General features: G+C 52.8%; 11 protein-coding genes. 6 read left to right on the plus strand and 5 right to left on the minus strand.

Annotated features, from left to right (window positions below):
• Positions 1 to 27: 27 nt before the first annotated feature.
• Positions 28 to 951: an ADP-ribosylglycohydrolase family protein gene (locus TERTU_RS01525; RefSeq protein ID WP_015818115.1), complete on the plus strand. Its 924-nt coding sequence runs from the start codon at positions 28 to 30 to the stop codon at positions 949 to 951.
• Between the two features lie 34 nt (positions 952 to 985).
• On the opposite strand, the gene TERTU_RS01530 is transcribed toward TERTU_RS01525, so the two are convergent.
• Positions 986 to 3,385 (minus strand): cadherin-like beta sandwich domain-containing protein, encoded by a 2,400-nt coding sequence (locus tag TERTU_RS01530; protein WP_015820416.1) that lies wholly within the window; start codon positions 3,383 to 3,385, stop codon positions 986 to 988.
• A gap of 207 nt (positions 3,386 to 3,592) precedes the next feature.
• On the opposite strand from TERTU_RS01530, the gene TERTU_RS01535 reads away from it, so the two are divergent.
• The 5 genes from TERTU_RS01535 (at position 3,593) to TERTU_RS01555 (ending at position 9,752) form a co-directional block, all read left to right on the plus strand.
• Complete coding sequence (locus tag TERTU_RS01535) at positions 3,593 to 5,614, plus strand: FG-GAP repeat protein (RefSeq protein ID WP_015817201.1); 2,022 nt, start codon at positions 3,593 to 3,595, stop codon at positions 5,612 to 5,614.
• Positions 5,615 to 5,813: 199 nt separating this feature from the next.
• A complete protein-coding gene (locus TERTU_RS01540) occupies positions 5,814 to 6,671 on the plus strand; it encodes a hypothetical protein (RefSeq protein ID WP_015818118.1) in 858 nt (285 codons plus the stop codon).
• A 90-nt stretch (positions 6,672 to 6,761) separates the two neighbouring features.
• Positions 6,762 to 7,028 (plus strand): hypothetical protein, encoded by a 267-nt coding sequence (locus TERTU_RS01545; RefSeq protein ID WP_015819098.1) that lies wholly within the window; start codon positions 6,762 to 6,764, stop codon positions 7,026 to 7,028.
• A 751-nt stretch (positions 7,029 to 7,779) separates the two neighbouring features.
• Positions 7,780 to 9,126, plus strand: a complete 1,347-nt coding sequence (locus TERTU_RS01550) for an MATE family efflux transporter (RefSeq protein ID WP_015817697.1) — start codon at positions 7,780 to 7,782, stop codon at positions 9,124 to 9,126.
• Between the two features lie 29 nt (positions 9,127 to 9,155).
• The gene (locus TERTU_RS01555) at positions 9,156 to 9,752 is read left to right on the plus strand and encodes an NAD(P)H-dependent oxidoreductase (RefSeq protein WP_015819986.1); all 597 of its coding nucleotides are present in this window, start codon (positions 9,156 to 9,158) and stop codon (positions 9,750 to 9,752) included.
• Positions 9,753 to 9,821: 69 nt separating this feature from the next.
• On the opposite strand, the gene TERTU_RS01560 is transcribed toward TERTU_RS01555, so the two are convergent.
• The 4 genes from TERTU_RS01560 to mutY are packed head-to-tail and all read right to left on the minus strand — an operon-like array spanning position 9,822 to position 12,979.
• Complete coding sequence (locus TERTU_RS01560; RefSeq protein ID WP_015820042.1) at positions 9,822 to 10,739, minus strand: malate dehydrogenase; 918 nt, start codon at positions 10,737 to 10,739, stop codon at positions 9,822 to 9,824.
• 54 nt (positions 10,740 to 10,793) lie between these two features.
• Complete coding sequence (locus TERTU_RS01565; protein ID WP_015820413.1) at positions 10,794 to 11,630, minus strand: GH12 family glycosyl hydrolase domain-containing protein; 837 nt, start codon at positions 11,628 to 11,630, stop codon at positions 10,794 to 10,796.
• A gap of 27 nt (positions 11,631 to 11,657) precedes the next feature.
• On the minus strand, positions 11,658 to 11,924 hold the full coding sequence (locus TERTU_RS01570) for an oxidative damage protection protein (protein WP_015818919.1): 267 nt from the start codon (positions 11,922 to 11,924) through the stop codon (positions 11,658 to 11,660).
• Complete coding sequence (gene mutY / locus TERTU_RS01575) at positions 11,921 to 12,979, minus strand: A/G-specific adenine glycosylase (RefSeq protein ID WP_015819553.1); 1,059 nt, start codon at positions 12,977 to 12,979, stop codon at positions 11,921 to 11,923. Before mutY ends, TERTU_RS01570 begins: the two co-directional genes overlap by 4 nt.
• Between the last annotated feature and the right edge of the window lie 121 nt (positions 12,980 to 13,100).

Below are 13,100 nucleotides of genomic sequence, written 5' to 3' on the forward strand. Positions count from 1 at the left end.
GCACTCTCAGAGGCGTAAGATTAAGCCATGATGACAACTCAACCACAGACACAGCTTGATCGAAAACAACGCTATCGCGGAAGTCTGCTTGGGCTCGCCACTGGTGACGCCCTAGGCACCACAGTGGAGTTTCAGCCGCGGGGAAGTTTTGAGCTGATAACCGATATGGTGGGGGGCGGGCCGTTTCATTTACGGCCAGGGCAGTGGACAGACGACACTAGTATGGCGTTGTGCCTTGGCCATTCGCTGCTGGAAAAGCGCGGTTTTGATGCGGATGACCAGATGCAGCGTTACTGCGCTTGGCGCACTCATGGCTACATGAGCAGTAATGGGCGCTGTTTTGATATTGGAATGACAGTTTCCGGCGCGTTGAGTCGTTATCAGCGCAAGGGTGACCCGTTTGCTGGCTCGACTAATCCTTCTGCCGCAGGCAATGGTTCAATAATGCGACTCGCACCTGTCGCCATGTTTTTCAGCCCGGATTTAACCCAAGTCAGACATTTCGCCGCGTTGAGTTCACGCACAACCCACGGCGCAGAGGAGTGTGTGGACGCGTGCGCGCTGTTTGGTGAGATGCTTCACCTCGCTTTGTGTGGTGCGAGCAAGGAGGCCATCTTACAGCCGACTTTCGTTCCGGGCGCCGAGCGGCTCAGCGCCATTCAGCAGGGCGCCTACCTGGGTAAATCCAGCCATCAGCTTAAAGGTTCCGGCTATGTGGTGGAGAGCCTGGAGGCTGCGCTCTGGTGTTTCGCCACCACCGACTCCTACGCCAATGCGGTGCTGACCGCAGTCAACCTTGGTGACGACGCGGACACAACCGCAGCCGTGTGCGGTCAATTGGCGGGCGCATTTTATGGTGAGGTGGCGATTCCTGATGCGTGGCTGGGGAAGCTCAGTCATCGCTCGCAAATTACTGAACTCGCCGATGGCTTACTGCAAAACAATGCCTGAAGTTAGCCTCGGGTAAAAAGGCTTTGGTGCCGCCTTATTCAATCTCACGCAATAGGAACGTCTGTCGCTTGCTATCGCTGAGCGGACAAACCACGGCGGCGGTGCCTGGTGTGTACGTGCCGCCTGCGACGGTTAAACCGTAATTCAGATTCTGCCGATTCGCCAGGTAATAATCTTCATCATTGGCACCTTGGATTGGAGCCCATTGCTGGGCGTAGCCATACCGCTTGGTGGACAGGTAGGCGATGCTGGTGGCACTCGCAATTGATGTGCAGCTTTCTGTGAAGCTGGTGGTTGGCATCATGTAGGCGTATTCATCCTCGCTCAGGTTGCGCAGGTACATAAACGTATCTGCGGCCATTTCCCAGGTCCAACGCTGCGTTTGTGCGTCGCTGCATGGGTTAATAATCACAATGTTCACCTCGTTGACTTCCTCAAGGTCAAGACAACTTCCTGTCTCGTCCGCCAGTACTATTTGAAACTGTGGCGGCGTAAAGGTATCCACTTCCACACTGCCGCCGCTGTAGGTTGCTGTGCGGTAGTCTTCTTCCAATGCGATCGGGGCGCGGGCGAGGTTCTCGGTAGCGTAAAGGTGTGTGGCGGTCTCAGCTTCCAGTAATAAATCCGTTTGGGTCGACACCAGCCAGTTGCCGTAAACCCAGGTGTTGTTGCCCCAGCCATTGCCCGGGTTTTCAACGCGCAGCGGCGCGCGGGCATCAGCGGTGTCCACCGGGTAGAAACTGTTGAATCGCAGCTGTGTATTGTTACCGTGAACGAGTAGCAGAGGCACCGGATCGTCGCTGGTTGCTGTGGATAAATCCTGCAATCGGTTTGCTTCTATGAGTGTACTGTCCGCTCCGGCGGCCAGGTAAAGCGCAGGCTGTTCGCCCTGGGTATAAAACTCGTTGCGCTTTAGACGTGTTGACCCGGCGCTGGAGGTTTCAGCATCCGCCACCTGCACCAAAGGGGCGTTGCTGCCGTTAATTGCGCTAAATTCGCAGCGGCTGATCTCGTTTTTGGTGCTGCCCTGATTAATCCGTAATGCCTGCGTTACATCGTGAATATCAACATCGCTCAACCGGTTATTACTGGCAGACGCCAGGTGCACACCGGTCGCGCCCTGGGAGATTTCCAGACCGGATATTCGCCAGTTGTCTCCGGTGAGTTTGAGGACGGTTCCAGTACCTATGACGTTCCCCCTAAGGACGGTGTCTTCATCACTGTCTTCCGCCATCAAATAAATGGGGTTGAGCGGTGTACCTGAGCGGCCCGAATAGAAGTGCGCCTCACTATTGCCGCTGGTAGCGATTTCCCCTGCATAAGTGCCTGGTGCCACCACTATCTGATCATTGGGTTGGGCGTTTTGCAGGGCCTGTTGTAATTCCGCGGCACTACTTACGGAAACCATGTTGGTCGTGCGGCGGTATACATAAATGCTGTAAGTTTGTGTCTGGCTGCCGTTGAGTGCGGTACTGACAAGTTGCACCAGGGTATCGCCGTCGGCCAAGGGAATGGTAATCGGCTCGTTCGCCGTTAAATCCTGATCGCCAATGACCATATCAATACCGTCGACTTCTGGTTTGGCGGTGATTTCCAGCGAGGGTTGGTCTGAATTAACCGCAATGCTGTAAACATTCTGCGCACAGAGAAAATCCATGTCGGTGTCGTCGATCGTCAACTGTGCTAAACGCGCATTGGCTTGCAATTGGGTTTCGGTAGGCTGTTCGCGTGTAATCCCCACGCTATAAATAACCTCACGCTCGCCCACCGCCGCTTTCACATGGGTGTCAAAAATATTTTCTCCTGGCTCTAAATAACGTGCAAAAATTTCTGCGTTGTCGATGTCGTCACCATTTAGCGTCACTGTGTTATCCGCATAGCCGGTATAAAATTGTCCGTAGTAAAAACAGGTGTCGTAATCAACATTTGCGGTGTAGTCGTAGTGTGTGCTACTGAATGTTGGCGATAGCACGATGGAATTGTCGTCGTTGTCGTAAAAAACGTAGCCCGTAAGTGACGCGTCGCGGGACAGGCGAAAGAGATGGACTGCGTAGGTCAAGCTGGTTTCGGCAGTGCCGTCAACCAAAGTAATAGTGAGCCGGTTGGTACCGTCACCGACCGTAAGCGTAATTGCATCGCCGGGGATAAATTCCGTTGAACTGATTGCTCGGTCACCGTTGCTGAAGGTATAAAATGCGCTCTCGACCTCACTGGTCACACCTACTTTAATGTCAATGGTTTGCGTGTCTGCAGTTAAATCGACTTCGTATGTTGCGGTTTTTCCCTTTTCAAGGGCAACCGAATTACCGTTAATTGTGAGAGATTGTAAACTGAGATCGGGGATATCCGGAGTGGTTTTTTCTGGGGAGCCATTGCAACCGATCAGTGTAATTAAGCAGAAAAAGGCAACTGCCAGATGTCCCTTTGTCGTCATTGGATGATCTCGCTAAGCGGTGGATAATACGAAGTTAAAGGACGCTATTATGACGACAGTGATCTGTTAAGTTTTGTTGCTAAATGTAAATTTATTTTGCTAATTGTTACACGATGTAAAGGAGTGTAAAAAACAAATTTTTACGAATATTTGTGTGTGAAATAGTGTCTTATGGGCGGTTTAATAATGATGACTGGATACCGCTCTATGAAAACAAAAAATACTTTGGGTTCTTCGCTTCTGCTTGTGGTTTTGCCTGTGCTGTTGTCGGCCTGTGGCGGGTCGTCCGGCAGCAAGGATGATACGAGTCCCGACGCCTTTGCTTTTACCGATGAAGAGGATGTCGGGCTCGCGCAATATGTCATTTCCGACGCGATTGAAATTGAGGGCATTAACACTGAAACGCCAATTTCCATTGAGGGCGGTGAATATTCTATTGACGGTGGCGAATATACGGACGAAGAGGGCGAAATCGTCAATGGTCAAATTGTCCGTGTGCGCGTTATGTCCTCGGATGAATTATCGACCGAAACAGAAGCTGTTCTGACCGTGGGTGACGAAGAAGATACCTTTACCGTAGAAACGGTGGACATCGCGCTTTCTGCCCATGCAGGCTTTAAAAATATTATTTTTTCCTGGCCAACTGTTACCGGTGCGGTAAGTTATAGTCTGCTGGAAAAAGCCGACGAAAATGCGGATTTTATTCAAAAAGGTCGTACCTTCAGCTCGGCTGCCGTAGGCTACACGATGGATGTCCCCATTCACAAACACGATTGGCTGGGCGCTGAATATATGCTGCAGGCTTGCACCAACGCCTCCTGCTCGACCACAGAAGAAATTTCGCTGTACAACTATATGCGCCGCTCAATTGGCTATTTTAAAGCGCCGAATACCGACGAGGGCGATCAGTTCTCGGTACTGGATATCAGCGCCGATGGCCGCACCATTGCCGTAGGTGCTCCAGCAGAGGACAGTGGTTCGCGCGGGGTAAATCAGGACGATGGCAATAATTCTGTGAGTGGTTCTGGGGCGGTTTATGTGTATGTGAAAGACGAAGACAGCTGGCGAATTCAGGCGTATATCAAAGCGGATTATCCGGACGAAGGTGATGGCTTTGGTTCCAGTGTAAGCTTGAGCTCGGATGGCGATACGCTGGTTGTCGGTGCGCCGTTTGAAGATGGCGGTGACTTCGCTGTGGATGGTGAGCAAGCGGATAACACTGCGCGAGATTCCGGCGCGGTTTATGTGTATCAGCGTTTTGGTGATACCTGGTTCGAGCAGAATTATTTGAAAGCTTCCGCCGGGCATGAGGGTGCGCAGTTCGGTAGCCGTGTCAGTATCAGCGACTTCGGAGCGACTCTCGCAATTTCAGCGATTGGCGACGAAATGCCTGCCGGAGCAAACGCCGGTGCAGTATTTGTGTACGCGTTGACCGGGGACAACTGGCAAGCGGTACAAAAAGTACAACCAGACGATGCGCAAGAAGGTGCCCAGTTCGGTAGTGCTCTGTCGATTTCGGCGAATGGTGACCGCCTGCTGGTGGGCGCGGAGTACTTTACAACAGGCGCCACACCTGCAGCCAAAACCGGTAAGGCGTATGTTTTTGATCTGCTAGGTGGCACCTGGGAGCAGACGCAAGCGCTTAACGCATCCAACCCGCACGATGGTATGCGCTTTGGTGCCGCGGTTACCCTGGCCGCAGATGGAGCACGTTTGGCTGTTGGCGCGCCGGGTGAAAAAAGTTCGGGTTTCGGTGTGAATGGCGAACAATCAGATCTGGCCGCAGCGGATTCAGGAGCAGCTTACATTTTTGCTGATACGGCAGCAGGCTTTGTCCAAACTACCTATGTAAAGTCTGATAACAGCGACCCAAGTGATCGCTTTGGCAGTGCGGTTGCGATGAACGCAACCGGAGACACGCTGGTGGTGGGTGCGATCGGTGAGAGCAGCGTTGCGCAGGCCATTCACGGGAATGTGTACGACAACAGTGTGACGGATGCTGGCGCCGCCTACGTGTTCACACGCGATGCAGACGCTTGGCAGCAGTGGCGTTACGTGAAGTCGCCCAACACCGATGCCGGTGATCGCTTCGGTGCGACCCTTGCGCTGGATGCTTCCGGTGATTCACTCATCGTCGGTGCACCCTACGAGCAAAGCGATGCTACCGGGCTAAGTGGCAGTCAGTCCAACAATACAGCGAATAAATCCGGCGCTGTCTATCTTTACTAGGACTTTATTTTTTGTCGCAACGGGGCGCTCTCTAGCGCCCCGTTTTTGTTTTAAAGTGTTGCGCCTATCGAGCAACGTCCTTCCTTTCCCAATGCTTTCGCCTGGCAGCCGCCCCACTTTCGATGCGACAAACTTGTTAAACTGCGCGGAAAAATATATTGCGGAACGCAGTGGGGTTACTGCGTAAGGGGACGACGTTTTGCTGTGGGATATTCTGGGAATTCTGATTGCGTTTGCTTCGGTGATGCTGTTTTTCAGCCTGATGGTGACCACGCTGGCACAGGGAGTTCAGCAAATTGCGCAACAGCGGTACCGGGTGCTACGCCAGCAGTTAACAGATTTTGCAGGCCAGATAGGGCAAGAGTTTCCGCACACCCAGGCGTTTCTGGCGCAGGCCATCGGCCAAATGCTGGATGAAAGCTCTTTTAACGGGCGTTTGGTGAAGGAAGTCGCGCATGTTGGCAAGGAAGAGATCCGCTCGCGGATTTTACGGATATGCGATGGCAGCGCCGAGGATCAGGCGCTACCCGAGGGAGCGACCACGTCATTGCAATTGCTGGATGAGTTGTTTCCCAAGCTGGAAACCGCGATGCGGCACCAATTCAAAGCCTGGATGGATCGTATGGCTCTGGTACTGGCGTTGATTCTGGCGCTCGTTTTTCACCTGAATGCTTTCGATTTGCTACGCTCGATTTCCGCTAACCCCGAAGTGGCTGCGGCCTATTCCCAGTATGGGGCTGAACAGGTGGCGGCCGGCGATATCGATACCGCTAAGGCCGGTGAACCTGCGGTGCAGGAGTTCAACACGGTGACCAAAGTGGTGGCACAGGAGTTTGCGATTTTTCAGTTCACACCATTCCCCCAGGATTGTGACTGCTATCTGGTGACCGACGGCCCCAATCCCGTGCTGCGCACGCTCGGTAATTTGCTTGGAATTTTGATAAGTACGCTGTTGATCAGCCTCGGCGCGCCTTTCTGGTTTCGGACGTTGCACAATTTATTTCGGATTCGTGATCAAGTGGTGGGAGCTGACTCAGGTTCCCGTTCGGCGGGCTGAACCAGGGTTCGCATCAGGGTAAAAAAGCGCTTGCCAAACGCCCTAAAGCACAGTAAAAACTTCGTACTTGATCACAACAGGGGTGCCAACATGGTACGGCTGATTTTATTGGGTGTAGCCCTCGTAATCTGTACTGCGGCCTCCGCCGAATCCGTGCAGGAATATTGTAATAATTTATATCCGGCCGACAGCTACGACGCATCTGATCGCGCTGTATATGTGCAGGAATGTGTCGAGATGTATGCTGAGGATTTTGCTGCGCCAGGTCCGGATTCGGCCGTTGAAGAACCTTCAGAACCGGAAGACAGCGGGGTGGATGATATGGCAGATGGTGAGAGGGAAACGTCTTACGAGTAGTACTGCGCTGGCAGGGTGATTAGGCGGCAAGAGGGGAGCGACCGAGTTGGTCGCTAACCAGTTTCCGGGTGGCACGTTTTTGCGATGCGCGTTTAGCGCCACGGCTTTTTTCATGAACACCGCCTTTTTTCATTATGGGATGGCACGCGTGGAAATTCCGCGTGTACTCTGTTGATGTTTTCTTGCTCTTGGCCATTGTTGCTACCTGTTTAGTTACCTGTTTAGTTACATATTTTGGTCAAATGTTTTAGCCCCTGTTGGTTACCAACTTTCGGCTTTATATCCTATCACGCCTCCTCACAGCCTAGTGCGTTTTGGGGTAACCTGAGCACTGCCCCGAGCCCATAAACGTTCTCATGAGCGATCCCATGCATGGATTCCCTGGCAATGTTTCCAGGGTAATGTTTCCAAGGCAATCCCTATGAGAATTCCCATTTCCGCACATATAAAAAAGCCCTGTTCAGGTTACTGCCAGGGCTTTTATAACTGGCTCAGAGGTAGTCTGTGGATGCTTCTCCCCCTCGAGCGACTCCGCCGAAAGGGGTTATAAGGTGGTTTGTGCTGTCGTTGCTGCAGTAAGCGTCATGGCGGTGTTACCCCTCCCGTGAGAGATGTCTGAGCCGCGCATTCTATGTGCGGCGTATCTTCTGTCAATAAATAATCAGAGGTTCCTAAAGAGAATTTTTAAGAGCACCACTGTGTGGATTCGTTATACTGCCGCGCTTTTTTCCTGAGGTACCCGGTTGAAGTTATGAAAGCAAAGAAACCGCTAAATGTGTGGACAACGGCTATTCCACTGTATTTTGAAATGGTGGCCATCAATTCGATTGGCCTGGTCGATGTGTTTTTTATGTCGCTGGTGGCTGACAAAGCGGTTGCTGCGTTGGGCGCATGTACTCAGATTATTCTGGTGTTCACTCTGTTGAGTCGCACGCTGTGTGGTGGGGCCGGATCTATCGCAGGCCAGAGCATCGGTGCCAAAAATCGTGTTCGAGCGACCTTGGCATTTATGTACGCGATGTTGATTGCCATTGTGTTTGGGGCTGTGTTTGCGGCGATGCTCTTTGTCGGTCGCTCGCTTATTCCAACCTGGATGGGCCTGCAAGGTGAAGCCCTGGGTTACGCGAGCACCTACCTCGCCATTCTCGGGCCCGCCTTTTTCCTGCTGAGTTTGCGTTTGGGATACAGCACAATCGTGGCGGTAAAAGGCAAGTCGCGGGTGAACCTTATCTGTGCGCTAATCTCCAACGCCGTGAACCTCGTGCTTAACGCCATTTTTGTTCTGGGTTTATTTGGTGCGCCCAAACTCGGTGTGGTCGGTGTTGCGCTGGCAACTGCGGTATCGCACCTGGTGTATCTGCTGGCGATTGCCTGGGTGGCCCATAAATATTTGCATGTGCGATTTATCTTTGTGAAACGGGTGGTTGACCGCCTGCATGAACTGACGCGACCTGTACTCGGAATTGCGATTCCCAATTGCGGTGACCTGTTGAGTTACACCATGTTTCAGGTGGTGATGGTGAGCATTGTGATCCGCATCGATGAACTCGCTGCAGCGGCTTACACCTACGTCCATCAAGCGATGATGTTTTCCGTGTTGTGGAGTTTTTCTGTTTCCCAGGGGCAAGCGATATGGACCGCGCACCTGGTCGGTGCCAGGCAATACGAGAAAGTGGAAAGTGAAGTGAAACGCAGCATTTTGCGTTGCTTAATGTTTGCCATGCCGATTACGCTGGTGCTTTACAGTATTTCCGGACAATTATTCCCGCTGTTCAGCGATAACCCGGCTATTGTGAGTATGGCGACGACGGCGATGTTGGCCTATCTCGGCATTGAGATTGGTCGCGCTTTTAATGCAACGCTCTCCTTCTCTCTTGCCGCCGCGGGAGACGCCCGTTACCCCGCGATTTTGGGCTTCATCTTTAACTGGCTTGTGGGTGTACCTGTGGCCTGGTTTATGGGGGTTCACCTCGGTTGGGGTCTAATCGGTGCACTGGCGGGAGTCGCTGCAGATGAATTGGTCCGCTCGCCGCTGAACTATTACCGGTTGGTGAGTCGTCGCTGGATAAAATACCCTGATAATCAGGCAAAGCGCTGAGCCAACGGTTTAATTATGAGTAATGCACTATGAAAAATATTTACATCATCAACGGCCATGAGCCCTATGAGTCGTCACCCGGTAACTTGAATCGGGAATTGGTGGATCGGGCGCAGCAACAATTGCAGGCACTGGGCTACAGTGTCAAAACCACCAAGCCCGCCGAAAATCTGGATCTGGAACACGAAGTGAATATGCACCTGTGGGCCGACGCCATCATTATTCAAGCCCCAGTAAACTGGATGAGCGTGCCCTGGTCGATGAAGCGCTATATTGATCTGGTTGCGTCGGCGAGTTTTGGGCAGTTGTGGAATGGTGACGGTCGCAGCCGTGAAAACCCAGCTGCGCAATACGGAAGTGGTGGGCTGGCGAGCGATAAAAAATATATGTTGTCGCTTACATTTAACGCGCCGGAAGATGCGTTTAACAATTCGTCGCAACACTTTTTTGCAGGTCAGAGTGTGGATGATTTATTTGGCCATATTCACTTGGTTTACAAGTTTATGGCGATGAGCGCACTGCCCACATTCGTGTGTTACGACGTGCTCAAAAACCCGCAAATAGACAGTGATTTTGTGCGCTTTGGGGAACATCTAAATGCTGCATTCCCAGCGCGCAACGCCTAACCGCTAAACACGCTGCAGGCAGTCACCCGACGGGGATGGGATGTCGGGTGACTGCCTGTTTAAAAACGGCTAGGGCAAACCTGCATTAACCTGATTAATCACCTCGCGAATAACCCCCGCGCTGTGCAGAAATTCCTGCTTTTCTTTATCGTCCAGCTTGGGGTGTAAAACCCGCTCTACACCGCGTGCGCCCACTACGGCAGGCAAGCTGAGGCAAACGTCGTCGACGCCGAGAAAGCCGTTTACCTTAAGGCTGATCGGCATGGTATTTTTGGTATCACTGGCGATGGACTGAATAATATCCGCAGCCGCCAGCGCAATAGCATAGTTGGTGTAGCCTTTGTATTTGAACACTTCGAACCCGGCGTTGGACGCACGCTTAAACAACTCGCGGCGGTGGGGTGTGTCGTCAATAGGTTCGCCACCGGCATCGGCGCAGCTCATGGCGGGGAACTGGCTGTCGCCGTGCTCGCCCAGAATGTACGCGCGGATATCTTCCATGTGGATATGTATCTCGTCTGCCAGTAGCTGGCGAAAGCGCGCGGAGTCCACCAGGGTGCCAGTACCCATGATCTGATGTGGTGCAAAGCCGCTGAACTCCAAAGCGAAATGCACCAGCACATCCACGGGGTTCGAAACCATCACAATTTTTGCGTTTGGCGATGCATCTGAGAGTATGGGAAACATGGCTTTGAGCAGCGCGACGTTAGCGGGCGCCTGTTGCAGCCGATCGGTCATGTCCGGTGTTGTAGGGACAGACGCACAAATGGCAATGATGTCAGAGTTTGCTGTGTCAGCAAGCTCGCCCGCGGTGATCCTTGTTGGTGCATCTACAAACAATTGGCCGTGGCGTAAATCCAGTACGTCACCCATCACTGATTCTTTGCGGCGACCCACCAACATGAGTTCTTTCGCGATGTTGCGCTGTGATAAAACAAAGGCAAGGCTGGAACCAACCTTGCCTAATCCGATAATCGATATTTTCATTAAACTACCTCCGGCCAGCGCTATACACACTTTGTACCAATAATGAAGCTGCTGCTAAATATTGTCGGTGTTAAGCGCGGGGGTGGAAACGCGAAATTTGTGTACCCAGGTTTCTCCGGTACCGCGCATAACTTCGTTGCCTAATTCAATATCGGCAATGCTCCACTCGCTGTCGAGGAAGCCTCTCTGCAACGCGTAATGCACAAGCTCTGCGGCATTGTAGGTAATGTCGAGATAATTTTTCGTGCTGCGAAACGCAATATAAATCCAGCGGTTGTCGTTGGTACCAGACGTATCGTGCCAGCGACGTTCGACCCACACTTCCCATTCGATACCGTTAATTTCAACGGTCGCGCGCTTGCGGCCTGCAGGCGTACTGAAGAAATTATCGGATGCATAACTCCACACCATAAATTCAGCGCGTATGCTGTTGATATCTGCTTGCGGCGGCACCTGGTCGAGGTCGGTGAGCCAGAAAGTGGTCGCCAGGTTGAAGTCCGCATCGCCGGTGGTGGTTACAGCGTAGCTAATGGTCAGGTGGTCCAGCCCTGTGAGCGGAATCGGAAAGCCGGATTGGGGTGTCGGGTGGCTGGTCCAGGGCGTGTTGCCGTGGGTGATTTGCGGTTGTGCGAAAACTACACGAGGTGTTGCGGGCCAGCGCCAGCGCCAGCCATATTCCGGCCCGTTTGGCCCGTCGCGTTGTAACAGGCATTGTTCCCACCGTGCTTTTCCCGCCGCCTGCTGATTCCAGACATTGTTTACCAGAGTTCCGATCGGCGTTGGGTGGCTGGCAAACGCATCGCAGCTGAGCACGGTATTCGCAGCGATAGCATGTATCGGCAACATTATCGGTAAAAATAGAGCGACGAGTAGTGAAACGATCCTGTTCACGCTTTAACTCCATTTGAAAATGGTCAACTACTTGGGCACGTATCCATCTGCCTGATCGTAATCGGCACCGCTCAGAAATTTTTCCATTTGCTCAGTGAGGTACGCGCGGGCGGTAAGGTCCATTAAATTCAATTGTTTTTCGTTGATTAACATGGTCTGGTGTTGCAGCCATTCCTGCCACGCCTGTTTGGACACGCTATTGAACAGTTCGGTGCCCTTGGCCCCCGGCAGCGGTGGTACCGCCAGGCCTTCCATTTCTTTATTGTATTTACGACAGTGTACTGTGCGAGTCATTGGGCCTCCAGGTTAAATTCGTCGAGTAGGGTCAGTAATTTTTTTACCGGTGCGGCCAATCCCAGTGCCGGTGGGCTTTTGAGGTTGTACCAGACGCGCGAGTCCGCTTCTGCGATGTTTTGCGGTCGCGGTAATAGATCTGCAACCACGGGCGCGATATCCAGGTGGTAGTGGCTGAATGTGTGGCGCATCACCGGCCAGCGCGTCAAATGCTGCACTCGCCCGAATTGGGCGGCGATATGGTTTTCACAATCGCTGCCCGTCTCGATTTCGGGAAAGCTCCACAGCCCGCCCCAAATACCGGTCGGGGGTCTTTGTAACAATAACACCTGGCCCTGTGGGTTGCGCATAATCAGCATCTGAACCGTTTTCACCGGCAGTATTTTTCGTGGTTTTTTGCCCGGAAAACTTTGCGGTTGGCCGGTCTTTTTCGCTTTGCAGCCGCGGCGCATCGGGCAGACCTCGCATTGGGGGTTCGCCCGTGTACACAAGGTCGCACCGAGATCCATGATTGCCTGGGTGTAGTCCCGGCAACGTTCCCGGGGCATGTGCTTTTCGGCGAATTGCCACAGGGTATCGTGGACAGAGGATTTACCGGGCCAGCCTTCTACTGCATGGTAGCGCGCAAGCACCCGTTTTACGTTACCGTCAAGAATGGCGCAGGGTTGCTCAAACGCAATACTGGCGATTGCAGCGGCGGTGGAGCGTCCAATTCCCGGTAGTTGTTCCAGCTCGGCCATATCTGATGGCATGTCGCCACCGTGTTGCGCCACAACTTGCTGGGCGCAGCGATGGAGATTGCGCGCTCGCGCGTAGTAGCCCAGGCCCGTCCAGAGGTGCAGTACCTCGTCGAGTGGCGCCTCAGCCAAACTGGCGAATCCGCTGAACTTCGCCACAAACCGCTCAAAATACGGGATGACAGTTTCCACCTGGGTCTGTTGCAACATTATTTCCGACAGCCATACTCGATAGGGTGTGATCGGATGTTGCCAGGGCAGGTTTTTGCGGCCGTGGTCGTCGAACCAGGCGAGTAATCTATCGGCAAAACTGGACATAGTGTCTGAACATCGTTTACGGGCGCGCTGTTGTACCACAGCGCGAGCAAACTGTGTAGCGTACTAATTTCTGACTGCGCGCATTTTAATTTGTGAAAAGGCTGTCACAACGTTTCAGCGG

The organism is Teredinibacter turnerae T7901, from assembly GCF_000023025.1.
Taxonomy (GTDB): domain Bacteria; phylum Pseudomonadota; class Gammaproteobacteria; order Pseudomonadales; family Cellvibrionaceae; genus Teredinibacter; species Teredinibacter turnerae_B.

What these genes read in the sequence shown, in the direction of transcription:
- TERTU_RS01530 (WP_015820416.1), bottom strand. Translation starts at nt 3,385, where the DNA reads ATGACGACAAAGGGACATCTGGCAGTTGCCTTTTTCTGCTTAATTACA.
- TERTU_RS01545 (WP_015819098.1), top strand. Translation starts at nt 6,762, where the DNA reads ATGGTACGGCTGATTTTATTGGGTGTAGCCCTCGTAATCTGTACTGCG.
- mutY (WP_015819553.1), bottom strand. Translation starts at nt 12,979, where the DNA reads ATGTCCAGTTTTGCCGATAGATTACTCGCCTGGTTCGACGACCACGGC.
- TERTU_RS01560 (WP_015820042.1), bottom strand. Translation starts at nt 10,739, where the DNA reads ATGAAAATATCGATTATCGGATTAGGCAAGGTTGGTTCCAGCCTTGCC.
- TERTU_RS01555 (WP_015819986.1), top strand. Translation starts at nt 9,156, where the DNA reads ATGAAAAATATTTACATCATCAACGGCCATGAGCCCTATGAGTCGTCA.
- TERTU_RS01535 (WP_015817201.1), top strand. Translation starts at nt 3,593, where the DNA reads ATGAAAACAAAAAATACTTTGGGTTCTTCGCTTCTGCTTGTGGTTTTG.
- TERTU_RS01525 (WP_015818115.1), top strand. Translation starts at nt 28, where the DNA reads ATGATGACAACTCAACCACAGACACAGCTTGATCGAAAACAACGCTAT.
- TERTU_RS01550 (WP_015817697.1), top strand. Translation starts at nt 7,780, where the DNA reads ATGAAAGCAAAGAAACCGCTAAATGTGTGGACAACGGCTATTCCACTG.
- TERTU_RS01570 (WP_015818919.1), bottom strand. Translation starts at nt 11,924, where the DNA reads ATGACTCGCACAGTACACTGTCGTAAATACAATAAAGAAATGGAAGGC.